The sequence below is a fragment of the Mycoplana sp. 10N416 genome, assembly GCF_056394765.1.
Window position 1 is genome coordinate 172,524 of sequence record NZ_JBFTIM010000005.1, and the last position, 23,388, is coordinate 195,911.

Annotated in this window: 18 protein-coding genes; 9 read left to right on the forward strand and 9 right to left on the reverse strand. The window is 64.2% G+C overall.

Annotation, left to right across the window (positions count from 1 at the left end):
* The first annotated feature begins 170 nt into the window (after positions 1 to 170).
* The 7 genes from AC1DDS_RS12270 to AC1DDS_RS12300 all read left to right on the forward strand — a co-directional run bounded on the left by AC1DDS_RS12270 (position 171) and on the right by AC1DDS_RS12300 (position 11,824).
* A complete protein-coding gene (locus AC1DDS_RS12270; RefSeq protein WP_477479145.1) occupies positions 171 to 2,633 on the forward strand; it encodes a glycogen/starch/alpha-glucan phosphorylase in 2,463 nt (820 codons plus the stop codon).
* Entirely contained in the window at positions 2,633 to 4,837 is a 2,205-nt protein-coding gene (glgB, locus tag AC1DDS_RS12275) for a 1,4-alpha-glucan branching protein GlgB (RefSeq protein ID WP_477479146.1), read from the forward strand. The genes AC1DDS_RS12270 and glgB overlap by 1 nt, the downstream gene beginning before the upstream one ends.
* A 19-nt stretch (positions 4,838 to 4,856) precedes the next feature.
* Complete coding sequence (gene glgC, locus AC1DDS_RS12280) at positions 4,857 to 6,119, forward strand: glucose-1-phosphate adenylyltransferase (protein WP_477479147.1); 1,263 nt, start codon at positions 4,857 to 4,859, stop codon at positions 6,117 to 6,119.
* Positions 6,120 to 6,131: 12 nt separating this feature from the next.
* Positions 6,132 to 7,571, forward strand: a complete 1,440-nt coding sequence (glgA, locus tag AC1DDS_RS12285; RefSeq protein ID WP_477479148.1) for a glycogen synthase GlgA — start codon at positions 6,132 to 6,134, stop codon at positions 7,569 to 7,571.
* A 3-nt stretch (positions 7,572 to 7,574) separates the two neighbouring features.
* Entirely contained in the window at positions 7,575 to 9,203 is a 1,629-nt protein-coding gene (locus AC1DDS_RS12290; RefSeq protein ID WP_477479149.1) for an alpha-D-glucose phosphate-specific phosphoglucomutase, read from the forward strand.
* Position 9,204: 1 nt separating this feature from the next.
* Positions 9,205 to 11,199 (forward strand): glycogen debranching protein GlgX, encoded by a 1,995-nt coding sequence (gene glgX, locus AC1DDS_RS12295; protein WP_477479150.1) that lies wholly within the window; start codon positions 9,205 to 9,207, stop codon positions 11,197 to 11,199.
* A 136-nt stretch (positions 11,200 to 11,335) separates the two neighbouring features.
* On the forward strand, positions 11,336 to 11,824 hold the full coding sequence (locus AC1DDS_RS12300; RefSeq protein WP_477479151.1) for a MaoC family dehydratase: 489 nt from the start codon (positions 11,336 to 11,338) through the stop codon (positions 11,822 to 11,824).
* A 35-nt stretch (positions 11,825 to 11,859) separates the two neighbouring features.
* On the opposite strand, the gene AC1DDS_RS12305 is transcribed toward AC1DDS_RS12300, so the two are convergent.
* From AC1DDS_RS12305 to AC1DDS_RS12320, 4 genes are read right to left on the reverse strand one after another with little or no spacing between them, the layout of a single operon-like run.
* The gene (locus AC1DDS_RS12305; protein ID WP_477479152.1) at positions 11,860 to 12,408 is read right to left on the reverse strand and encodes a sarcosine oxidase subunit gamma; all 549 of its coding nucleotides are present in this window, start codon (positions 12,406 to 12,408) and stop codon (positions 11,860 to 11,862) included.
* The gene (locus tag AC1DDS_RS12310) at positions 12,401 to 15,394 is read right to left on the reverse strand and encodes a sarcosine oxidase subunit alpha (RefSeq protein ID WP_477479153.1); all 2,994 of its coding nucleotides are present in this window, start codon (positions 15,392 to 15,394) and stop codon (positions 12,401 to 12,403) included. Before AC1DDS_RS12310 ends, AC1DDS_RS12305 begins: the two co-directional genes overlap by 8 nt.
* Positions 15,391 to 15,735: a sarcosine oxidase subunit delta gene (locus AC1DDS_RS12315; RefSeq protein WP_310419881.1), complete on the reverse strand. Its 345-nt coding sequence runs from the start codon at positions 15,733 to 15,735 to the stop codon at positions 15,391 to 15,393. The genes AC1DDS_RS12310 and AC1DDS_RS12315 overlap by 4 nt, the downstream gene beginning before the upstream one ends.
* A gap of 55 nt (positions 15,736 to 15,790) precedes the next feature.
* Positions 15,791 to 17,044, reverse strand: a complete 1,254-nt coding sequence (locus AC1DDS_RS12320) for a sarcosine oxidase subunit beta (protein ID WP_310419883.1) — start codon at positions 17,042 to 17,044, stop codon at positions 15,791 to 15,793.
* Positions 17,045 to 17,372: 328 nt separating this feature from the next.
* Here AC1DDS_RS12320 and rpsU point away from each other — a divergent pair, with 328 nt between their 5' ends.
* On the forward strand, positions 17,373 to 17,600 hold the full coding sequence (gene rpsU, locus AC1DDS_RS12325) for a 30S ribosomal protein S21 (RefSeq protein ID WP_037155834.1): 228 nt from the start codon (positions 17,373 to 17,375) through the stop codon (positions 17,598 to 17,600).
* Positions 17,601 to 17,871: 271 nt separating this feature from the next.
* A complete protein-coding gene (locus AC1DDS_RS12330; RefSeq protein ID WP_477479154.1) occupies positions 17,872 to 18,756 on the forward strand; it encodes a tetratricopeptide repeat protein in 885 nt (294 codons plus the stop codon).
* 326 nt (positions 18,757 to 19,082) lie between these two features.
* Here the strand turns inward: AC1DDS_RS12330 and AC1DDS_RS12335 are convergent, their stop codons facing one another.
* From AC1DDS_RS12335 to AC1DDS_RS12355, 5 genes are all read right to left on the reverse strand, one after another.
* A complete protein-coding gene (locus AC1DDS_RS12335; protein WP_477479155.1) occupies positions 19,083 to 20,480 on the reverse strand; it encodes an NAD(P)(+) transhydrogenase (Re/Si-specific) subunit beta in 1,398 nt (465 codons plus the stop codon).
* A 10-nt stretch (positions 20,481 to 20,490) separates the two neighbouring features.
* Positions 20,491 to 20,901: an NAD(P) transhydrogenase subunit alpha part 2 gene (locus AC1DDS_RS12340; RefSeq protein WP_374837634.1), complete on the reverse strand. Its 411-nt coding sequence runs from the start codon at positions 20,899 to 20,901 to the stop codon at positions 20,491 to 20,493.
* A complete protein-coding gene (locus tag AC1DDS_RS12345) occupies positions 20,901 to 22,052 on the reverse strand; it encodes a Re/Si-specific NAD(P)(+) transhydrogenase subunit alpha (RefSeq protein ID WP_477479156.1) in 1,152 nt (383 codons plus the stop codon). Before AC1DDS_RS12345 ends, AC1DDS_RS12340 begins: the two co-directional genes overlap by 1 nt.
* 85 nt (positions 22,053 to 22,137) lie before the next feature.
* Positions 22,138 to 22,362: an aa3-type cytochrome c oxidase subunit IV gene (locus AC1DDS_RS12350; protein ID WP_477479157.1), complete on the reverse strand. Its 225-nt coding sequence runs from the start codon at positions 22,360 to 22,362 to the stop codon at positions 22,138 to 22,140.
* A gap of 166 nt (positions 22,363 to 22,528) precedes the next feature.
* Entirely contained in the window at positions 22,529 to 23,308 is a 780-nt protein-coding gene (locus AC1DDS_RS12355; protein ID WP_310419895.1) for an N-acyl amino acid synthase FeeM domain-containing protein, read from the reverse strand.
* Positions 23,309 to 23,388: the final 80 nt, after the last annotated feature.

The window sequence follows — 23,388 nt, forward strand, 5'->3', positions numbered from 1 at the left end:
GCCGCGCCCCGGGGTGCGGCGGATTTGGCATTTCTGATTGAACGCCCCTGCATCCACCGCATGCCTCCTATCCGGTGAACTCGTATTGCAAGCGCTTCGGATCGATGCAAAATTATGGCAGGCTGAATTCCAACGGCCGCCGATTGCAATGAAGGGGTTCGTTACCGCCCATGATGAACAGGGTCTCCTCCAACGAAATCCCCGCCCCGGCCCTGCGCTCCACCGAGCCGTCGCAGCTTGCCACCGAGCTTCTGGAACGCCTGAAGTACCGTATCGGCAAGGATCCGAAGGTCGCCAAGCCGCATGACTGGTTGACCGCCGCCATCCTGGTGGCGCGTGACCGCATCACCGACAAGTGGATGGATTCGACCCGGCGCACCTACGCCACCGGCGCAAAGCGGGTCTACTACCTGTCGCTGGAGTTTCTCATCGGCCGCCTGATGCGCGATGCCATGACCAATATCGGCATCATGGACGAGATGCGCGAGGCGCTGGCCTCGCTCGGCGTCGACATCGACGTTATCGCCGAGCTCGAACCGGACGCAGCGCTTGGCAATGGCGGTCTCGGCCGGCTTGCCGCCTGTTTCATCGAATCCATGGCGACGACCGACGTGCCTGCCTACGGCTACGGCATCCGCTACGTGCATGGCCTGTTCCGTCAGCAAATGGCCGACGGATGGCAGGTGGAACTGCCCGAGACCTGGCTGGCGCACGGCAACCCCTGGGAATTCGAGCGCCGCGAAAGCTCCTATGAGATCGGCTTCGGCGGCGCCGTCGAGACGCTCGACCTCGGCGAAAACAAGCAGCGCTTCGTCTGGAAGCCGGCCGAGCGTGTCATCGCCACCGCCTACGACACGCCTGCCGTCGGCTGGCGCGCCAAGCGCGTCAACACGCTGCGCCTGTGGTCCGCCCATCCGATCGATCCGATCCTGCTCGACGCCTTCAATGCCGGCGACCATATCGGCGCGCTGCGCGAGAGCAACAAGGCCGAAAGCCTGACCCGCGTGCTGTATCCGGCGGATGCCACGCCGGCCGGCCAGGAGTTGCGGCTTCGGCAGGAGTTCTTCTTCTCCTCCGCCTCGCTGCAGGACATTTTGCGCCGCCATCTGCAGCAGTATCCGGATTTCACCTCGCTGCCCGATGCGGTCGCCATCCAGCTGAACGACACCCATCCGGCCGTCTCCGTCGCCGAACTGGTGCGCCTGCTGACCGACGTGCACGGGCTGGAATTCGATGCCGCCTGGGACATCGCCCGCAAGACCTTCGCCTATACGAACCACACGCTCTTGCCCGAAGCGCTGGAGAGCTGGCCGGTGCCGCTGTTCGAGCGGCTGTTGCCCCGCCACATGCAGATCGTCTATGCAATCAACGCCAAGATCCTGCTCGAGGCCCGCAGGGACCGCGGCTACGACGACCAGAAGATCCGCAACATCTCGCTGATCGAGGAAGGCGGCGAGCGCCGCGTGCGGATGGGCAACCTCGCCTTCGTCGGCTCGCATTCGGTCAACGGCGTCTCGGCGCTGCACACCGAGTTGATGAAGGAAACGGTCTTCGCCGATCTTCACCGGCTCTATCCAAGCCGCATCAACAACAAGACCAACGGGATCACGCCGCGCCGTTGGCTAATGCAGTGCAATCCCGGCCTGTTCAACCTGATCCGCGAATCGATCGGCACCTCGTTCGAGGACGATGCGGAGCGGCTGAAGGCGCTCGACGTCTTTGCCGGCGATGCCGCCTTTCGGGAGCGCTTTGCCGCCATCAAGCGGGAGAACAAGGTCAAGCTGGCCCATCTCGTCCAGGCCCGGCTCGGCGTGCGCCTCGATCCCGATGCGATGTTCGACATCCAGATCAAGCGCATCCACGAATACAAGCGCCAGCTTCTCAACATCATCGAAGCGGTGGCGCTTTACGACCAGATCCGCTCGCGCCCGGAGCGGGACTGGGTGCCGCGGGTAAAGCTTTTCGCCGGCAAGGCGGCGCCGAGCTATCACAACGCCAAGCTGATCATCAAGCTCGCCAACGACGTCGCACGGGTGATAAACAACGACCCGGCCGTGCGCGGGCTTCTCAAGGTGGTCTTCGTGCCGAACTACAACGTCTCGCTGGCCGAGGTGATGGTTCCGGCCGCTGATCTCTCTGAACAGATCTCCACCGCCGGCATGGAGGCGTCCGGCACCGGCAACATGAAATTCGCCCTGAACGGTGCGCTGACCATCGGCACGCTCGACGGCGCCAATGTGGAAATGCGCGACCATGTCGGCGCGGACAACATCGTCATCTTCGGCATGACGGCGGACGAGGTCGCCCGAGTGCGCGCCGAGGGACACAACCCCCGCGCCATCATCGAGAACTCTCCGGAACTCTCACAGGCGCTGCTCGCCATTTCCTCCGGCGTCTTTTCCCCCGATGACCGCGACCGCTTTTCCGGGCTCATCGACGGCCTCTACAATCACGACTGGTTCATGGTCGCCGCCGACTTCGATGCCTATGCGAAGGCGCAACGCGACGTGGACAGTCTCTGGGTCGACAAGGCCAGCTGGAACACCAAGGCCATCCTCAACACGGCGCGCATGGGCTGGTTCTCGTCGGACCGGACGATCCGCCAATACGCGACCGAGATCTGGGGCGTTTGATGACGAGAAAGGACCCGCTGGACCAACAATCGACGGGTCTTCTGAAGGCCGATATCGAGGCAATTGTTGAAAGCCGGCACGCGGATCCCTTCTCGGTCCTGGGCGTCCAGCAGGTCGGCGACACCTTCGTCGCCCGCTGTTTCATCCCTCATGCCGAAACCGTCACGGCCGAAACGCTCGCCGGCAAGGGGATCGGCCCGCTTGACTGCCTCGACCCCGCCGGCATCTTTGCCGGCCCGGTATCCGTTCGCAAGCAGCAACCGATCCGCTATCGTGCCCGCAATTCCGGCGGCGAGTGGATCGTTGTCGACCCTTATTCCTTCGGCCCGGTGCTGGGACCGATGGACGACTATTACATTCGCCAAGGCTCCCACCTGCGCCTCTTCGAACGCATGGGCGCCCATCCGCTGACGCTGGAAGGCGTCGACGGTTTCCACTTCGCCGTCTGGGCCCCGAACGCACAGCGGGTCTCCGTCGTTGGCGACTTCAACGAATGGGATGGTCGCCGCCATGTCATGCGGCTGCGCCGGGACACCGGCATCTGGGAGATCTTCCTTCCCGGTGTCAGCGCCGGCCAGGCCTACAAGTACGAGATCGTCGGCAAGAACGGCGAACTGCTGCCGCTGAAGGCGGATCCCTTTGCCCGGCGCTCGGAACTGCGGCCGCGAACCGCCTCGATGACGACCGGCGAAATCGCCCAGGTCTGGGAAGACGACGCCCACCGCGCCTTCTGGTCGAAGGCCGATCCGCGTCGCCAGCCGATCTCCATCTACGAGGTGCATGCCGGTTCCTGGCAGCGGCGCGACAATGGCGAGATGCTGTCCTGGGACGAGCTGGCCGACCGGCTGATCCCCTATTGCGTCGACATGGGCTTCACCCACATCGAATTCCTGCCGATCTCGGAGTTTCCCTACGATCCGTCCTGGGGCTACCAGACGACCGGCCTCTACGCGCCCACCGCCCGTTTCGGCGAACCCGAAGGCTTCGCCCGCTTCGTCAACGGCGCGCACAAGGTCGGCATCGGCGTCATCCTCGACTGGGTGCCGGCGCATTTCCCGACCGACGAGCATGGCCTGCGCTGGTTCGACGGCACCGCGCTCTACGAACACGCCGACCCGCGCAAGGGCTTTCATCCCGACTGGAACACAGCGATCTACAATTTCGGCCGCCTGGAAGTCCTCGCCTTCCTGATCAACAACGCGCTCTACTGGGCAGAGAAGTTCCACATCGACGGGCTGCGCGTCGATGCGGTCGCCTCGATGCTCTACCTCGACTATTCGCGCAAGCACGGCGAGTGGGTGCCGAACGAATATGGCGGCAACGAAAATCTCGAGGCCGTGCGCTTCCTGCAGGAAATGAATTCCCGCCTCTACGGCACCCGGCCGGGGGTGATGACAATCGCCGAGGAATCGACCTCCTGGCCGAAAGTCTCCCATCCGGTGCACGAGGGCGGACTGGGCTTCGGCTTCAAGTGGAACATGGGGTTCATGCACGACACCCTGCAGTACCTCAAGCGCGAGCCCGTGCACCGCAAGTTCCACCACAACGACATGACCTTCGGCCTGCTCTATGCGTTTTCCGAGAACTTCGTGCTGCCGCTCTCCCATGACGAGGTCGTGCACGGCAAGGGCTCGTTGATCGCCAAGATGGCCGGCGACGACTGGCAAAAGTTCGCGACGCTGAGAGCCTACTACGCCTTCATGTGGGGCTACCCCGGCAAGAAGCTGCTGTTCATGGGGCAGGAATTCGCCCAGTGGCGGGAATGGGACGAGGACCGCGCGCTCGACTGGAACCTCCTTGAGTACCCCCTGCACGAGGGCATGCGCCGGCTGGTTCGCGATCTCAACGGCACCTACCGGCGGAAGGTGGCGCTGCACGGGCGAGACTGCGAGGGCGAAGGCTTCGAGTGGCTGCTCGCCGACGATCGCGATAACTCGGTGTTCGCCTGGCTGCGCAAGGCGCCCGGCGAAAAGATGATTGCGATCGTCACCAACTTCACGCCAACCTATCGGGAAAGCTATCGCATTCCGCTGCCGGTTGAAGGACGGTGGAAGGAGATTCTCAACACCGATGCCGAGATCTATGGTGGATCGGGCAAGGGAAATGGAGGCGCCGTTCAGGCGACCCGGGACAACAGGGGGAACGTTTCAGCTTCGGTGACGCTGCCACCACTGGCGACGCTGATGCTGGAACAGGATGCATGAGGAATGTCGGGAGGACACGATGGAGCAGAAGCGGATTCAACCCCTCGCGCGTGACGCGATGGCCTATGTTCTTGCCGGCGGGCGCGGTAGCCGCCTGAACGAACTGACCGACCGCCGCGCCAAGCCGGCGGTCTATTTCGGCGGCAAGGCACGCATCATCGATTTCGCCCTCTCCAATGCCTTGAACTCCGGCATCCGCCGCATCGGCGTCGCCACCCAGTACAAGGCCCACTCGCTGATCCGCCACCTGCAGCGCGGCTGGAACTTCTTCCGTCCCGAGCGCAACGAGAGCTTCGACATCCTGCCCGCCAGCCAGCGCGTCTCCGAGACGCAATGGTACGAAGGCACCGCCGACGCGGTCTACCAGAACATCGACATCATCGAGGACTACGGCGTCGAATACATGGTCATCCTGGCCGGCGACCACGTCTACAAGATGGACTACGAGCTGATGCTCCAGCAGCACGTCGATTCCGGCGCCCAAGTGACGATCGGCTGTCTCGAAGTGCCCCGGAAGGAAGCCACCGGTTTCGGCGTCATGCAGGTCGACGAAAAAGACGAGATCATGGCCTTCGTCGAAAAGCCGGCCGATCCGCCCGGCATTCCCGGAAATCCGGACATGGCGCTCGCCTCCATGGGCATCTACGTGTTCCACACGAAGTTCCTGATGGACATCCTGCGCCGCGACGCGGCCGATCCCAATTCCTCCCGCGACTTTGGCAAGGACATCATCCCCTACATTGTCGAGAACGGCAAAGCGGTCGCCCATCGCTTCACCGCTTCCTGCGTGCGCTCCGATTTCGAGCGTGAGGCCTATTGGCGCGACGTCGGCACGATCGACGCCTACTGGCAGGCCAACATCGATCTGACCGACGTGACCCCGGAACTGGACATATACGACGTGACCTGGCCGATCTGGACCTATGCCGAGATCACGCCGCCGGCGAAATTCGTCCATGACGACGAGGACCGCCGCGGCTCGGCGATCTCCTCGCTCGTCTCGGGCAATTGCATCATCTCGGGCTCATCGCTGCATCGGAGCCTGCTCTTCACCGGCGTGCGCGCCAACTCCTATTCTCGCCTCGAAGGCGCCGTCGTCCTTCCCGATGTGACCATCGGCCGGCATGCGCAACTGTCCAACGTGGTGATCGACCGCGGCGTGACCATCCCCGAGGGGCTGATCGTTGGCGAGGACCCGGAACTGGACGGCCGGCGTTTCCGCCGCTCCGACAGCGGCATTTGCCTGATCACGCAGCCGATGATCGACCGGCTGGAACTCTAGGATCTGTTACCAATGAACGTACTTTCGGTGGCATCCGAGGTGTTCCCGCTCATCAAGACGGGCGGCCTTGCCGACGTGACCGGCGCGCTCCCGCTTGCGCTCGACGGCAACGGGGTGCGAATGCGAACCCTGCTGCCGGGCTATCCGGCGGTGATGCAGCAACTGACAAAACCGCGCAAGATCGCGACGCTGCCGAGCGTGTTCGGCGATGAGATGCGGATCCTTGCTGCGCAGCATGCCGGGCTCGACCTGTTCGTCCTCGACGCGCCGGTCTATTTCGACCGCAGCGGTGGGCCGTACGTCGATGCGACCGGCAAGGACTATCCCGACAACTGGAAGCGGTTTGCCGCCCTTTCGCATGCAGGCGCGGAGATCGCGCGCGGCCTGCTGCCGGACTGGACGCCCGACATCGTCCATGCGCATGACTGGCAGGCGGCGATGACCCCTGTCTACATGCGCTATTCCGGTCTCGGGCACATCCCCAGCGTCGTGACGGTGCACAACCTTGCCTTCCAGGGCCAGTTCGGCTCGGAGATCTTTCCCGAACTTGGCCTACCGCCGGAAGCCTTCAGCGTCGAAGGGCTCGAATATTATGGCGACGTCAGCTTCATGAAAGGCGGCCTGCGGACGGCCTGGGAAGTGACGACGGTCAGCCCGACCTACGCGCAGGAAATCAGGACGCCCGAGTTCGGAATGGGGCTCGACGGCCTCATCAACGCCCGTGCAGGCGAGCTGATGGGCATCGTCAACGGTGTCGACACCGCCGTCTGGGACCCGACGACGGATCCGCACATCGCCGCCAACTATGGTCCCGGCGCGCTGCGCGCCCGATCGAAGAACCGGCAGGCGCTGCTCGAGCGGTTCGGACTGGTGGACGGCGGCGGGCCGGTGTTCTGCGTCGTTTCCCGCCTCGCCTGGCAAAAGGGGATCGACCTCATTGCCGAAGTCGCCGACTGGATCGTCGCCGAAGGCGGCACGCTGGCGGTGCTGGGAACCGGCGATCAGGGTCTGGAGGGCGCGCTGCTGGCCGCTGCGTCGCGCCATCGCGGGCGCGTCGGCATCATCATCGGCTACGACGAGCCCTTGTCCCACCTGATGCAGGCCGGCGCCGACGCCATCCTCATCCCCTCGCGATTCGAACCCTGTGGCCTCACCCAGCTTTACGGCCTGCGCTACGGCTGCGTGCCGATCGTCGCCCGCACCGGCGGGCTTGCCGACACGGTGATCGATGCCAACGAGGCCGCACTTTCCGCCCGGGTCGCGACCGGTTTCCAGTTCGCGCCGGTCACGACCGACGCATTCCGCCACGTCCTTCGCCGCGCTTTCACCGCATTTAGGGACCCAAAGGTCTGGGCCCGATTGCAGAATCAGGGAATGAAGTCCGACGTTTCCTGGAAGAAAAGCGCCGAACGCTATGTTAGCCTTTATTCCAGCCTCCTCGCGAGAGTGTAAGCCATGATTACGACTGTAGAAACAAAGCCATACGACGATCAGAAACCCGGCACTTCCGGTCTGCGCAAAAAGGTGCCCGTGTTCCAGCAGGCGAACTATGCGGAGAACTTCATCCAGTCGATCTTCGATTCGCTGGAGGGCTTTTCCGGGCAGACACTCGTGATCGGCGGCGACGGTCGCTACTACAATCGCGAGGTGATCCAGATCGCCATCAAGATGGCGGCGGCAAACGGCTTTGGGCAGGTGCTGGTCGGCCGCGGCGGCATTCTTTCGACCCCTGCCGCCTCGAACCTGATCCGCAAGTACAAGGCCTTCGGCGGCATCATCCTGTCGGCCAGCCACAATCCCGGCGGACCGACCGAAGACTTCGGCATCAAGTACAACATCGGCAACGGCGGGCCCGCACCCGAAAAGATAACCGATGCAATTTACGCCCGCTCGAAGGTGATCGACAGCTACAAGATTGCCGATGCTGCCGATATCAATCTCGACCTCGAAGGAACAAGTACGGTCGAAGACATGACCGTGACGGTCATCGACCCCGTCACCGACTATGCCGAACTGATGGAGCAACTGTTCGATTTCGCCGCGATCCGCCGCATGTTCGCCGGCGGCTTCCGTATGGTGTTCGATGCCATGAGCGCCGTGACCGGTCCCTACGCCAAGGAGATCCTCGAGAATCGCCTCGGCGCGCCCAAGGGCTCGGTGCTGAACTTCATGCCGCTGCCCGATTTCGGTGGGCATCACCCCGACCCGAACCTCGTTCATGCCCGCGCCCTTTATGAGGCGATGATGGCCGACGATGCGCCCGATTTCGGTGCGGCATCGGACGGCGACGGCGACCGCAACCTGATCATCGGCCGCGGCATCTTCGTCACCCCCTCGGACAGCCTCGCGCTTCTTGCGGCCAACGCGCACCTAGCGCCCGGTTACAGCAAGGGGCTTGCCGGCATTGCCCGTTCGATGCCGACCAGCGGCGCGGCCGATCGCGTCGCCGAAAAGCTTGGCATCGGCATGTACGAGACGCCCACGGGCTGGAAGTTCTTCGGCAATCTGCTCGACGCCGGCAAGGTGACGATCTGCGGCGAGGAGAGCGCCGGCACCGGCTCCAATCACGTGCGCGAAAAGGACGGTTTGTGGGCCGTGCTGCTCTGGCTCAACATCCTTGCGGTGCGCAAGGAAAGCGTGCTCGACATCGTCCAGAAGCATTGGGCGACCTATGGCCGCAACTATTATTCCCGCCACGACTATGAAGAGGTCGAAACCGAAGCCGCGAACGGTCTCATCGAAGATTTGCGCAAGCGGCTCGCTGATCTTCCTGGCAAGCCGTTCGACGGCCGCGTGGTCGAGATGGCAGACGACTTCGCCTATCACGATCCGATCGACAAGTCGGTCAGCAAGCATCAGGGCATTCGCATTCTCTTCGTCGGCGGCTCGCGCATCGTCTTCCGCCTGTCGGGCACAGGCACCTCGGGCGCGACGCTGCGCGTCTATATCGAGCGCTTCGAGCCGGACGCGGCGCGTCACGACGTCGAAACGCAAGAGGCGCTGGCCGATCTCATCGCCATCGCCGACGAGATCGCCGGCATCAAGGCCCGCACCGGCCGCAGCGCGCCGAGCGTGATCACCTGAAATGACCGCGGTGCCTCACGCCGCCTCCACGCCGAAGGTGGCGGAACCGCTTGGCGCGACCGTTGTGGAGGGCGGCGTCGCCTTCGCCGTTCATTCCCGCGATGCCGCGCGCGTCGATCTTTGCCTCTTCGACGACAACGGCAAGGAAGAGATACGGCGCTTGCCGATGCGGCGCGACGCGGACAACGTGCACCGGGTCTTCGTCGACGGCGTCGGCCCCGGCACGCGCTATGGCTATCGGGCCGACGGCGTCCATTCGCCCGATCACGGCCTCTGGTTCGATCCGAGCAAGCTGCTCGTCGATCCCTATGCCAAGCAGCTGGACCGGCGCTTCGTCCATGACGTCCGCCTCACCCGCTATGGCGAGGACACCGCCGATCTCGTGCCGAAGGCCATTGTCACGATCGACGCGCCGATGTCGCCGGCCCCGCCGCGGTTTCGTCCGGGCGGGATGATCTACGAGATTGCGGTGCGCGGCTTCACCATGCTGCACCCCGACATTCCGCAAGAAGCCCGCGGCACCATCGGCGCGCTGGCCCATCCATCCGTGATCGCCCATCTGAAGCGGATCGGCGTCGATGCGGTGGAACTGATGCCGATCGTCGCTTGGATTGACGAACGCCACCTCCCCGCGCTCGGGCTGCACAACAGCTGGGGCTACAATCCGGTCGCGCTGATGGCGCTCGATCCGATGCTTGCGCCCGGCGGCATCAGCGAACTGGCTTCGACGGTCGCTGCCTTGCACGCCGAGGGCATCGGCGTGATCCTCGACCTGGTCTTCAACCACTCCGGCGAAAGCGATCGCTTCGGCACAACGCTGTCGATGCGTGGCCTCGATAACCTCGCTTACTATCGCCATGTGCCCGGCCGGCCCAGCGAACTGGTCAACGACACAGGCTGCGGCAATACCATCGCCTGCGAACATCCGGTCGTCCGGCGGCTGATCCTCGACAGCATGCGCCACTTCGTGCGGAACGCCGGCGTGGACGGCTTTCGCTTCGATCTAGCCACGGTTCTCGGACGCGAGGCCAACGGCTTCGACCCCAAGGCGGCGCTCTTTTCGGAAATGCGGACCGACCCCATCTTGTCCGACCGCATCCTGATTGCCGAACCCTGGGACATTGGCTTGGGGGGCTACCAGCTCGGCAGTTTTCCGCCGTCCTTCCTCGAATGGAACGATCGCTTCCGCGATGACACGCGGCTGTTCTGGCGCGGCGATGCCGGCAGGCTCGGCGCGTTTGCGACCGTTCTCTCAGGCTCCGCCGACACTTTCCAGCACGATGGGGCGACGCAGACACGCAGCGTCAATTTCATTGCAGCCCATGATGGCTTCACGCTTCTGGACCTGGTTTCCTATGCCGGCAAGCACAACGAGGCCAACGGCGAACACAACCGCGACGGCCACGACGAAAACCATTCCTGGAACAATGGCGTGGAGGGCGAAACAGGCGACAAGACCGTGCTGTCAGCGCGCAAACGCGACGTCATGGCATTGCTTTCCAGCCTCTTTGCCTCAAAGGGAACGGTGCTGCTCACGGCCGGCGACGAAGGTGGACGCAGCCAGCAGGGCAACAACAACGCGTATTGCGAGGACAACGCGCTGACCTGGCTCGATTGGGCGAGAATCGACGAGGACCTTATCGCCCATGTCGTCGCGCTCGCGGCCATCCGTAGGCGGTTCTCCATCTTTTCCGACCCGAGTTTCTACTACGGCAAGGGAGACGTCGAGTGGCTACGGTTGGACGGTACGCCGATGCAGGTCTGCGACTGGGAAACCCCGTCAGCGTCGTCGCTGGCCATGACACTCACCAGCCTCGATACCGAAAGCGGGCGAACGGTGCGGCTTGCGGTGTGCTTCAACCGAAGCCACGAGCCGCTGCCGCTTTCCCTGCCCGCCGTCGCCGGCGGGAATTGGCGCAGCCTGCTGATAAAGACTGGATCAACGGTGACGGAAGTGCCGCCGCGCAGCGTGGATTTTCTGATCGAGCAGGTTTGACCGTTCGTCCCTGTCAAAAACGGTCGGACCGGGACCTTTCCACCGAACATCGCTGTGAAAACCGGTTACGATTTCGCGACCCATGCGCTAAACATCGCCTTCAAGCTTCGCTGTGCGCCGAACGAAAGGACTGACGATGCCACCCGAAATCCACCTTACCGACGTCAAGGACCTTGTCGGCAAGGAGATCGGCGTGTCGAAATGGTTTTCCGTCGACCAGACCATGATCGATCGTTTCGCCGAGGCGACCGAGGACCACCAGTTCATCCATACCGATCCCGTTCGCGCTGCGGTGGAAACGCCGTTCGGCGGCACGATCGCGCACGGTTTCCTGTCGCTGTCCCTGCTGTCGGCGATGAATTACGACTGCCTGCCGCGCGTCATCGAACAGACGATGGGCATCAACTACGGCTTCGACAAGGTGCGCTTCATGGCGCCGGTTAAGAGCGGCGCCCGCGTTCGCGGCCGCTTCACCATGGCTGAAGCTCGCTTTCGCGGTGCCGGCATGCTGATGGTCACCTACGAGGTGACCGTCGACATCGAGAACGAACGCAAGCCGGCGCTGACAGCGAACTGGATCACGATCATCCAGTTCGACCCGAAGGACCGGCCGGAGGATGCGTAACCGGCCAGTCGATGTCGCCAGGATGCAGACGCGGGTTAAAGCCCCGCGTCTTCTGCTCCTTCCGCAAGAAGCGCGGACGCATAGGGGGCGAACGACCGCCAGCACTCGACCCGAAACTCCTCCTCGCCGGTCCGGAAGATGACGACCTCGATCTTGCCGAGCACCGTCCGTGCACAGGCGCCGACCGGGAACGCCGACGGCGAAAGGTCGTGCGGGGTGGCGCAAGCGATCGCCAGCGCCGCCTTCGGTCCGGCGACCAGGATCGCCGTGTTGCGATGGGAAATATCGGCAGCGGAATGCAGCGCGCCTGCTTTGGCCGCCGCAGCGGCCAGGTCGGCGCCGTTCTCGTCGATCAGCAGCCACTCGTCGGGGCCAAGCCAGAGCGCATGACGCCCGTTCTTGGTGGACGATGTCTTCGGGTCCGTCGGCAGGTCGACGCCGAGCGCGCGGGACAATACGGCGATGGCATCGGGCCGGGCGCGCAATGACAGGCGGGTCGCCGGACCGGCCGCGGAGACGTTGGCGGCGCCGGAGCCGCCGTGAAAGCCGCCGAGGGGCGCTTTTCGCAATGCTTGGTCAGCCATTGAGGCGTGCTCCTTCCTTGTCAATGAACACCATGTCCGTGACCTCGACGGCAATCGTGCGATCGCTCATGGGCACGTAAAGCGTCTGTCCCATGCGGGCCTGGCCGCCGGCGACGAGCGCCAGGGCGATCGAATGGCCGCAATTCGACGACCAGTAGGACGAGGTGACGTGGCCGAGCATCTTCATCGGGATCGGCTGGTTCGGATCGGCGACGATATGAGCGCCTTCCTCCAGCACCACCGTCGGGTCCTTGGTCTTGAGGCCGACCAGTTGCTTGCGGCCCTCAGCGACGAGGTCCGGGCGCTTCAGGCCGCGGATGCCGACGAAATCGGTCTTCTTCTTCGAGACCGCCCAGCCGACGCCCGCGTCAAAGGGCGTTACCGTGCCGTCGGTATCCTGACCGACAATGATGTAACCCTTCTCGGCGCGCAGGACGTGCATCGTCTCGGTGCCGTAGGCGCAGGCGCCCATCGGCTCGGCCCGGGCCCAGATCGCTTCCCAGACGGCCTGGGCGTAGTCGGCCGGGACGTTGACTTCGAAGCCGGTCTCGCCGGTGAACGACATGCGGAACAGCCGGGTCGGCACGCCGCAGATCTTGCCCTCACGCACGCTCATATGCGGGAAAGCCTCGTTCGACAGGTCGATGCCCTCGACGAGCGGTGCGATGATCTCGCGCGCCTTCGGCCCCTGAACGGCGATGACCGCCCACTGCTCCGTGGTCGAGGTCAGCCACACCTTGAGGTGGGGGAACTCGGTCTGGAGGTAGTCCTCCATGTGGTTCATCACCCGCGGCGCGCCGCCAGTCGTGGTGGTGACGTGGAAGCGGTCCTCGGCAATGCGGCCGACGACGCCGTCGTCATAGACGAAGCCGTCCTCGCGCAGCATGATGCCGTAACGGCAGCGGCCGGGCTTCAGCGTGTCCCAGGCGTTGGTGTAGAGCAGGTTCAGGAACTCGGCCGCATCCGGGCCGACCACCTCGATCTTGCCGAGCGTCGAGGCGTCGAACACGCCGGCGACGTCGCGCACCGTCTTGCATTCGCGGTTCACCGCCTCATGCATGGTCTCGCCGGCACGCGGATAGTACCAGGCACGCTTCCATTGGCCGACGTCCTCGAACACGGCACCATGCGCCTCTTCCCAGGCGTGGATCGGCGTCTTGCGGGTCGGATCGAAGAGCTCGCCGCGCGAGTGGTTGATGATCGTCCCGTAGGTCACCGGCGTATAGGGCGCGCGGAAGGTGGTCAGGCCGACCTTCGGGATGTCGCGGCCCAGTGTCTCGGCAGCGATCGCCAGGCCGTGGATGTTGGACAGCTTGCCCTGATCGGTCGCCATGCCGTTGGTGGTGAAGCGCTTGATGTGCTCGATCGAGTGCATGCCCTCGCGAACGGCAAGGCGGATGTCCTTGGCGCAGACGTCGTTCTGGAAGTCGATGAACGCCTTGACATTGTCGTTGGCGCCCGCCCCTTCGGCCGCACCGGCCATGCCGCCGGTCCATTCGAAGGCATTCTCGGCGCGGATCTCGACCTTGCCGCCGGAATTGCTGCCGGTCGCGCGCGCCATCAGTTCACCGGCGGCGAGCGCTTCCTCGACGGTTGCCTGCAGGCCATTGGTGCCGTTGCAGGCGCCGACCGACAGGCAATCCTGCGCATAGGTGCCCGGCAGGAACTGGCCGGCTTCGGCGTTGTAGGCGACCTTGCCGCGCGACTGCGAGAACAGGTGAACGGACGGCGTCCAGCCGGCCGACATGATCAGCGCATCGACGGCAATGGTGCGCTTTCCGCCGCCACCGTTGCGGGCGACCGTCATGGAATTGACGCGGCGATGCCCCTTGGTGTCAATCACGGAATGGCCGGTCAGCACTTCGATGCCGAGGCTGCGGGCTTCGGCGAGGACCGCCTCGCCCGGCTTGGTGCGGTTGTCGACGATCGCAGCGATCCGGACACCGGCGCGCGCCAGATCGAAGGCCGCCTCGTAAGCCGAATCGTTGGCGGTGTAGACGCCAACCTTCTTGCCGACGGCGACGCCGAAGTGGTTGAGGTAGGTCCGCGCGGCGGACGCCAGCATGATGCCGGGACGATCGTTGTTGGCGAACACCATGTGGCGTTCGATCGCGCCCGTCGCCAGGACGACGCGCTTGGCCCGCACCTGCCACATCCGCTCGCGCGGCAGCTTGCGGTCCGGACGCGACAGGTGGTCGGTGACCCGTTCGGCCAGCACGACGAAGTTCTGCGCATAGTAGCCGAAGGCGGTCGTGCGGGTGAGGACGGTGACGTTGTCCATCGCCGCGAGCCGGGCCGCGGTCGCCTGCGCCCAGGCAAAGCCGTCCTGTCCGTCGATCGTGACCGACTTGTCGTAGTGCAACGCACCGCCGACTTCCGGCTGCTCGTCGCAGAGGATCACCTGTGCGCCGCTCTCAGCGGCGGCAAGGGCCGCCGAAAGGCCGGCGATGCCGGCACCGACGACGAGCACGTCACAATGGGCGAAGCGGTTGGCGTAGTGGTCGGTATCAGCCTGCGTCGGCGCGACGCCGAGGCCGGCGGCAGCGCGGATGCGCGGCTCGTAGAACTTTTCCCAGGCGGCTTTCGGCCACATGAAGGTCTTGTAGTAGAAGCCGGCAGCGAAGAAGGGCGACAGCAGGTTGTTGACGCCCCCGACATCGAAGGCCAGCGACGGCCAGCGGTTCTGCGACGAGATCGTCGCGCCGTCGAACACCTCCTGCACGGTCGCCCGCACGTTCGGCTGCTTGCGGGCGGCGTCGCGCTCGACGTCGATCAGCGCATTCGGCTCCTCTGCGCCGGCCGACAGGATGCCGCGTGGACGATGGTACTTGAACGAGCGGCCGACAAGATGGACGCCGTTGGCCAGCAGCGCCGAGGCGACCGTGTCACCCTCCAGCGCCTCATAGCTCTTGCCGTCGAATGTGAACCTTGCCTGGCGGGCGGGGGTCAGGCGACCGGCGCCCGTGATACGATTTGCCCCGCTCATCCTGCCACTCCTTCCGTAGCTTCATAGGTTTCGACGGTCCTTTCCGTCGCTGCCGGCGCCGGCGAAAGATCCGGGCGCGGCTGGCCCGCCTTGTAGGTCGTCACGAACTTGTCGCTCACGGTGTCGCGCGCGGCGTTGAAGAAGCGGCCGCAGCCATGAATGTGGCGCCAGCGCTCGTAGACGAGACCCTTGACGTTGTCGCGCAGGAAAAAGAAGGCCTCGAACTCTTCATCCGAGATGTCAGCGATGTTGGTCGGACGCAGGATATGGGCGTCGCCGGCGCCGCGGAACTCCAGTTCCGGGCGCTCTTCCTCGCAGTAGGGGCAATGGATCAGCAGCATCTTGTCGTCTCCGGCCTGCCACCCTCCACCGGAGAGCGCAGGCGATTAAGAAGGTTTAGTGAGCCACGGCGGCGGCGGCGGCCTCGTCGATCAGGCGGCCGGTACGGAACCGCTCCATCGTGAAGGGCGCATTGATCGGATGCGGCTCGTCGCGGGCGATCGTGTGGGCGAAGACATGGGCGGAGCCGGGCGTCGCCTTGAAGCCGCCGGTGCCCCAGCCGCAGTTGACGTACAGGCCCTTGACCGGCGTCTTGGCCAGGATCGGCGAGCGGTCCGGCGTCACGTCGACGATGCCCCCCCAGGAGCGCATCATCTTCATGCGGGTGAACATCGGGAACAGTTCACAGATCGCATCCAGCGTGTGGGTGATGATGTGCAGGCCGCCGGTCTGCGAATAGGACTGGTACTGGTCGGTGCCGGCACCGATCACCAGCTCGCCCTTGTCCGACTGCGAGATATAGGCGTGGACCGTGTTCGACATGACGACGCAGGGGAAGATCGGCTTGACCGGCTCGGAGACCATCGCCTGCAGCGGGAAGCTGAGGAGCGGCATGCGGATATCGGCCATCTGCATGACGACAGAGGTGTGCCCGGCCGCGACGACGCCGACCTTCTTGGCGTTGATCGGCCCGCGCGTCGTCTCGACGCCGGCCACCGAACCGTCCGGGTTGCGGCGGATGCCGGTGACCTCGCAGTTCTGGATGATGTGGACGCCGCGATCGGAGGCGCCGCGGGCATAACCCCAGGCGACGGCGTCGTGGCGGGCGGTACCGCCCTTGCGCTGCAGCGTCGCGCCGACCACCGGGTAGCGGGCGGAACGGGAAATGTCGAGCGGCGGGCAGTATTCCTTGGCCTGCTCCGGCGTCAGCCATTCATTGTCCACACCGTTCAGGCGGTTGGCGTGGAGAGTACGCTGGAAGCCCTGCGCGTCGTGGATGTTGTGGGCCAGCATCATAACGCCGCGCGGCGAATACATGACGTTGTAATTCAGGTCTTGGGAAAGACCGTCCCACAGCTTCAGGGCATGGTTATAAAGACCTGCGCTTTCGTCATAGAGGTAATTCGAGCGGATGATGGTCGTGTTGCGGCCAGTGTTGCCGCCGCCGAGCCAGCCCTTTTCGAGGACGGCGATATTGGTGATGCCGTGCTCCTTGGCGAGATAATAGGCGGTTCCGAGGCCATGGCCGCCCGCGCCGATGATGATGACATCATACTCCTTGCGGGGTTCGGGCGATGCCCATTGTGGCTCCCATCCCGTGTGGCCGCGCAACGCCTCGCGTGCGACGGCAAAGACCGAATATTTGCGCATCCGCCTCTACTCCGTATGTGTCCGGCTCGATTTCCGTGTCGCCGATAGAAAGCAAATCTGGGGCAGTTACAACGTTTTCTTTGCGACGCATTCAGGCGCGGCTTGCGCGGCTTGCGACATCGGTACGATAACGTACGTCGCAGCCCTTGTTCCGACCGCTGCCCGGTGATTTTTCCCGTGGTTTCGAGCCGGACGTCTGGACTTCCACCCAATGTTCTGGTATCCGACCTCCCACTCGCGTGCCTGCTGGGCTGCGAAACTATTTTTTGTTTGCCTCGTCGACCTGGATCCCCGAGGCGTCCAACACAAACAAAGGAACGGGATACTCGTGCAGGTACTAGTCCGCGATAACAACGTCGATCAGGCGCTCCGCGCTCTCAAGAAGAAGATGCAGCGCGAAGGCATCTTCCGCGAAATGAAGATGCGGGACTACTACGAAAAGCCGTCGCAGAAGCGTGCCCGCGAGAAGGCCGAGGCCGTCCGCCGCGTCCGCAAGCTGGCTCGCAAGCGCGCACAGCGCGAAGGCCTGATTGCCGGTGGCCGCACGGGCCGTTGATCCGTCGTTTTTTCGACGTTTTCAGATGCAAGGTCTGGCGGGGGCGATAGGATCGCCACCGCCTTTTTTGATGCGCGTCGGGCATTGTGCCTGGGGACCCGCGCATTTGCTCCAATCCGCCGCAAGGTGGGTGCCGATCGCGCCGCTGGGCAGCCGACGCATCAGCGTTGCCATGCTGTCCAATGGAACGAGCCCCCAGCGGTGGCAGGTCACGCCGGCGCGAGGGGATGCACGATGGGCGCGACGCGCTTTATTGAGGGATCAGATCTTAATGGCAGCTAATACGGCGCATTCCACCTCCACGCTGAAACGCTTCGCTGATGCCACGAACCTTCGCAGGCCCGTTGCCGTCGCCCTTCTCACCCTTGCCTCGGCCGGGCTGCTGACCGCCTGCCAGAGCAACAGCACCTCCGACGTCATGCGCGTCGAGCGCGCGCAGGGCTCGTCGGAGAACATCTCCTCGTTGTCGAGCGTGATCGCCGCCAATCCGCAGGATCCGGAAGGCTATAACGTCCGCGGCTCCGCCTACGGCCGCGCCGGCCAGTTCCGCGACGCGCTGGAGGACTTCAACCGGGCGGTACAGCTCAACCCGCGCTTCTACCAGGCCTACGCCAACCGCGCCCTGGTTCAACGCAACATGGGCAATCAGGCCGAGGCTGCCGCCGACTACAACATGGCTTTGCAGATCAACCCGAGCTACGACGTCGCCTATATCGGCCGCGGCAACCTCTACCGCCAGGCCGGCCGCATGGACGACGCGTTCAACGACTTCAACAAGGCGGTCCAGCTCGACACGACGGATCCGCGCGCCTACCACAACCGCGGCCTCATCTACCAGAAGCGCGGCCAGCACGGTCCGGCGATCGAAGACTTTTCAAAGGCGATCTCCCTTTCGCCCAGCTCGCCGGAACCCTACAACGGCCGCGGCCTGTCCTATGCCGCCCAGGGCGACGACGAAAACGCGTTTGCCGATTTCAACACGTCGATCACGCTCGACGGCAAGATTGCCGAGTCCTGGGCGAACCAGGCGCTGATCTACGAGCGCAAGGGCGACATGGCGAAGGCTGCGAAGTCCTATTCGCACGCGCTCCAGCTCGACCCCAAGTACCTGCCTGCCAAGGACGGCCTGGCCCGCACCCGCGGCAAGTCGGCATAACAGGCAGCATTCCAGACTGCGAAGAGATTCGGCCAAGCCCGCGAGACGATCGCGGGCTTTTTCATTGCATCGCCGGCTGAAAGGCCCCTCATCCGGCCTGCCGGCCTTCTCCCCGCAAGCGGGACGAAGGACATATGCCGCGCCGCTTCCAACCTACCTCCCCGCATGCGGAAAGAGTGACGGGCACCGCCGCGAGTGCCCTTCTCCCCACAAGCGCGGAGAACGGCACGGCAGGCGGATGAGGGGTTGAGAACCAGCCTTGAACCAAACCAAAAGGCCCGCGATCGTCTCGCGGGCCCCTTTTTCTTTCACCGGTTTGCGTCGGCTCAGTGGTTCATCGCCTTGACGATGTCCTCGGTCATCTTCTTGGCGTCGCCGAGCAGCATCATCGTGCCGTCTTTGTAGAACAGCGTGTTGTCGATGCCGGCATAGCCGGAGCCGAGCGAGCGCTTGACGAACAGGCAGGTCTTGGCCTTGTCGACGTCGAGGATCGGCATGCCGTAGATCGGCGAGGACTTGTCGTCGCGCGCGGCCGGATTGGTGACGTCGTTGGCGCCGATGACATAGGCGACGTCGGCCTGGGCGAACTCCGAGTTGATGTCCTCCAGCTCGAACACCTCGTCATAGGGCACGTTGGCTTCTGCGAGCAGCACGTTCATGTGGCCGGGCATACGACCGGCCACCGGATGGATCGCGTACTTCACCTCGACGCCGTTCGCCTTCAGCTTGTCGGCGAGTTCGCGCAGCGCGTGCTGCGCCTGCGCCACCGCCATGCCATAGCCCGGCACGATGATGACCTTGGAGGCGTTCGCCATCAGGAAGGCGGCGTCGTCGGCCGAACCCTGCTTGACGGTGCGCTGGATGCCGTCGTCGACCACCGCCGCCGTCTCGCCGCCGAAGCCGCCGAGGATGACCGAGATGAACGAGCGGTTCATGCCCTTGCACATGATGTAGGACAGGATCGCACCCGACGAGCCGACCAGCGCGCCGGTGATGATCAGCGCCAGGTTGCCCAGCGTGAAGCCGATGCCGGCAGCCGCCCACCCCGAATAGGAGTTCAGCATCGAGACGACGACGGGCATGTCGGCGCCGCCGATCGGAATGATGATCAGCACGCCGAGCGCCAGCGCCAGCAGGACGATCGCCCAGAAATTGAAATGGCTCTCGGTCAGCGCCAGCCCGACGATGAAGAAGACGATCAGCGCCAGCAGCACGGCATTGATCAAGTGCCGCGACGGAAGCATGATCGGCTTGCCGGACATGCGCCCGTCGAGCTTCAGGAAGGCGATGATCGAGCCGGTGAAGGTGATCGCGCCGATCGCGACGCCGAGCGCCATTTCCACCAGCGCCTGGCCATGGATGGAGCCGACCTCACCAATGCCGAAGGCGGCCGGCGAATAGAGCGCAGCGGCGGCCACAAGCACCGCGGCGAGACCGACCAGCGAGTGGAAGCCGGCGACCAGTTGCGGCATCGAGGTCATCGGGATCGAGCGGGCGATATAGGCGCCCACGCCGCCACCGATCGCCAGGCCGACGACGATCAGCATGAATCCGCCGAAGGAGGGCGAAGCCAGGATCAGCGTCGTGACGATGGCGATGCCCATGCCGGTCATGCCGAGCATGTTGCCGCGCCGGCTGGTGGTCGGGTGCGACAGGCCGCGCAGCGCCATGATGAACAGCACGCCCGAGACGAGATAGAGGAAGGCTGCGAGATTCTGAGACATCAGCAGGCCCTCACTTCTCTTTTTTCTTGTACATCGCCAGCATGCGCTGGGTGACGAGGAAGCCGCCGAAGATGTTGACGGAGGCAAGCACCAGGGCGACGAAGCCGAAGCCGGTGGCGATGCCCGACAGCGAGATGCCGACGGCGAGCAGCGCGCCGACGACGATCACCGAGGAGATCGCGTTGGTGACGGCCATCAGCGGCGTGTGTAGCGCCGGCGTCACCGACCAGACGACGTAGTAGCCGACGAAGATCGACAGCACGAAGATCGCCAGCCGGAAGACGAACGGATCGATCGCCCCGCCGGAAACGCCATGCGCGACGGCGCCGGCGGCCTCGGGGGCATACTCGGCCGCCGTGCGGACCGCTTCGACGGCGCGCTCGAGATCGGTGAGCGCCTTGTCCAGGAGTTCGTTGGCCATCACGCGTTCTCCTTGCTCTCGGCAGCGGCGAAGTTCGGATGGACGACCGCACCATCGCGGGTCAGCATCGTCGCCTTGACCAGTTCGTCCTCGGGATTGACGGCGGGCGTTTTTGCTTCCTTGTTAACCAGCGTCTCCAGGAAGGTGACGAGGTTTTTCGCGTAGAGCAGCGACGCGGAGGCAGGGATCCGGCCCGGCATGTTGAGATAGCCGATGACCTTGACGCCCTCGACATCGACGACCTTGCCGGCCTCGGAGCCCTCGATGTTGCCGCCACGCTCGACGGCGAGGTCGACGGCGATCGCCCCCGGGCGCATCGATTTCAGCATCTCACGGGTGACAAGCTTCGGTGCGGGGCGACCGGGGATCAAAGCGGTGGTGATGATGATGTCCTGCTTGGCGATGTGGTCGGCAACGAGCGCCGCCTGCTTCGCCTGGTATTCCTTGGACATTTCCTTGGCGTAGCCGCCGGCCGTCTCGGCGGCCTTGAACTCCTCGTCCTCCACGGCGATGAATTTGCCGCCGAGAGAGGCGACCTGCTCCTTGGCGGCAGGACGAACGTCGGTGGCGGAGACGGCGGCACCGAGGCGCTTGGCCGTCGCGATTGCCTGCAAACCGGCAACGCCTGCACCCATGACGAAGACCTTTGCGGCCGGAACGGTGCCAGCCGCCGTCATCATCATCGGCAGCGCGCGGTCGTATTCGGCGGCCGCATCGATCACCGCCTGGTAGCCCGCCAAGTTTGCCTGCGAGGAAAGCACGTCCATGGACTGGGCGCGGGTGATGCGCGGCATCAGTTCCATCGCAAACGTGGTGAGGCCCGCCTTGGCCATCGCGGCAAGCGCCTTATCGTTGCCGTAGGGATCCATGATCGCGATGACGAGCGCGCCGGACTTGTAGGATTTGATTTCCTTGTCGGTCGGCCGACGCACCTTGAGCACCACGTCGGCGCCCTTTGCGTCTGCAGCCGAGCCGATCCTGGCTCCTGCGGCCTCATAATCCGTGTCGGGAATACGGGACGAAAGGCCTGCCCCTCCTTCGACGACCACGTCGAAGCCGAGCCCCTTCATCTTCTTCACCGTCTCGACCGACGCAGAAACCCGGCTTTCCGCGGGATCCACCTCCCGCGCAACGAATACAATTCCACTCACACGCCAATCCTCCCCCAGTTCGGCAGCGCTATGCAGAGGCGCCCCCGGCAGGGGGCGCGGTATTCCGTCGTCCGCTAGAGAGCGTTCAGCGCAGAGCGATGAACCCGAGGACGTTGAGAACGATCAGGAGGACGAACCCGGAAAAGAACCCGGCGCTGGTAAAGAAGGCGGCGGCCATTGCGATCATCAGCGTCACGCAGAACATCGTTACGTACTTGGCCGCGTTCAGGAAGAAGACGTAGGTCTTCTCATGCTCTGCGTAGTCCATCGGAGCACCCATTTCGACCGGTCCGGTATGAAGTTCAGCCATGCTATCGTCTCCTGTTTGCCTGCGCCGGCGCTTAGAGGGCGCATTCATCAACGCGGGCCACAAGGCCCCTGTTGCCATCGCTTACACAATGGCTTGTCAAAGCGCAACGCGTGACAGAGTCGCACCTCGACATTTGTCGCTCGAGTTGCGACACGGCACGCGCGGATCAGGCGCGCAGACCCGCCTCGCCGATCTGGATACGGCTGGCGGCGCCGAAATGCGCAAGGCGGGCGGTCGGGCGCACCGTCAGCGGGCTGAAAAGCATGTCTTCGCCGCGCCCGAACAACATCCGCCGCTCGAACGCTTCCGACTTGAAGAAGGGGAAGCGCACATAGAGCGACGGCAGAACCTCCTTCACGCGGGTGGCAAGCAGCATGAGGTCGATGATAAACTTGCCATGGTTGCTCTTCGGCGAGGCGACGAAATCGGCATCGAACACCCGCTTGTAGAAAGCTGCATGCGCCGGCTTGACCATCTGCAGGCAGCGATCGGCCTGGAAATAGTCGGTCGCCATCGTGGCCAGGCGCAGCGTGAGATAGGGGATCGCCGGCATTTCGCTCCAGACCTCCGGGTCGGCGGCCAGGCGGACCGGATCGATCAGCGTCATGCCGGCATCGAGAAAGGCGTTGATCTCGTCGGGAAACACCTTGCCGGACGAGGTAACGCGATGCTCGGGCGTGACGTGATGCAGACGGACGGTCGAGATCAGTCGCTCCTCGTAGTAGATCCCGAACACATAGGCATGACTGTCGAAGTCGGCTTCGTCGATCAGGAGCGGCGACTCGTCGCCCAGCTGCATGACGCTACCGGCCTTGTAGGCCTTGTAGCGGATGCGGGCGACCTCCTCCATGTCCTCCCCGGATTCCACCCGGCGGTACTCCACCCGGTCGAGCAACTGCATGAGCTTGTCCGAGAACCGATTGGTCGCCGATTGTACGCTGGCCATAAGACACAAATCCCCGATTGAATGACCGCGGCCGCAGCACCGCAGGCACACACTCAATCATTTCGATCAATTTGTGTAAA

Excerpts from the sequence above, each read along its gene's own strand:
- AC1DDS_RS12270 (WP_477479145.1), top strand. The coding sequence starts at position 171 with ATGATGAACAGGGTCTCCTCCAACGAAATCCCCGCCCCGGCCCTGCGC.
- glgB (WP_477479146.1), top strand. The coding sequence starts at position 2,633 with ATGACGAGAAAGGACCCGCTGGACCAACAATCGACGGGTCTTCTGAAG.
- glgC (WP_477479147.1), top strand. The coding sequence starts at position 4,857 with ATGGAGCAGAAGCGGATTCAACCCCTCGCGCGTGACGCGATGGCCTAT.
- glgA (WP_477479148.1), top strand. The coding sequence starts at position 6,132 with ATGAACGTACTTTCGGTGGCATCCGAGGTGTTCCCGCTCATCAAGACG.
- AC1DDS_RS12290 (WP_477479149.1), top strand. The coding sequence starts at position 7,575 with ATGATTACGACTGTAGAAACAAAGCCATACGACGATCAGAAACCCGGC.
- glgX (WP_477479150.1), top strand. The coding sequence starts at position 9,205 with ATGACCGCGGTGCCTCACGCCGCCTCCACGCCGAAGGTGGCGGAACCG.
- AC1DDS_RS12300 (WP_477479151.1), top strand. The coding sequence starts at position 11,336 with ATGCCACCCGAAATCCACCTTACCGACGTCAAGGACCTTGTCGGCAAG.
- AC1DDS_RS12305 (WP_477479152.1), bottom strand. The coding sequence starts at position 12,408 with ATGGCTGACCAAGCATTGCGAAAAGCGCCCCTCGGCGGCTTTCACGGC.
- AC1DDS_RS12310 (WP_477479153.1), bottom strand. The coding sequence starts at position 15,394 with ATGAGCGGGGCAAATCGTATCACGGGCGCCGGTCGCCTGACCCCCGCC.
- AC1DDS_RS12315 (WP_310419881.1), bottom strand. The coding sequence starts at position 15,735 with ATGCTGCTGATCCATTGCCCCTACTGCGAGGAAGAGCGCCCGGAACTG.
- AC1DDS_RS12320 (WP_310419883.1), bottom strand. The coding sequence starts at position 17,044 with ATGCGCAAATATTCGGTCTTTGCCGTCGCACGCGAGGCGTTGCGCGGC.
- AC1DDS_RS12330 (WP_477479154.1), top strand. The coding sequence starts at position 17,872 with ATGGCAGCTAATACGGCGCATTCCACCTCCACGCTGAAACGCTTCGCT.
- AC1DDS_RS12335 (WP_477479155.1), bottom strand. The coding sequence starts at position 20,480 with ATGTCTCAGAATCTCGCAGCCTTCCTCTATCTCGTCTCGGGCGTGCTG.
- AC1DDS_RS12340 (WP_374837634.1), bottom strand. The coding sequence starts at position 20,901 with ATGGCCAACGAACTCCTGGACAAGGCGCTCACCGATCTCGAGCGCGCC.
- AC1DDS_RS12350 (WP_477479157.1), bottom strand. The coding sequence starts at position 22,362 with ATGGCTGAACTTCATACCGGACCGGTCGAAATGGGTGCTCCGATGGAC.
- AC1DDS_RS12355 (WP_310419895.1), bottom strand. The coding sequence starts at position 23,308 with ATGGCCAGCGTACAATCGGCGACCAATCGGTTCTCGGACAAGCTCATG.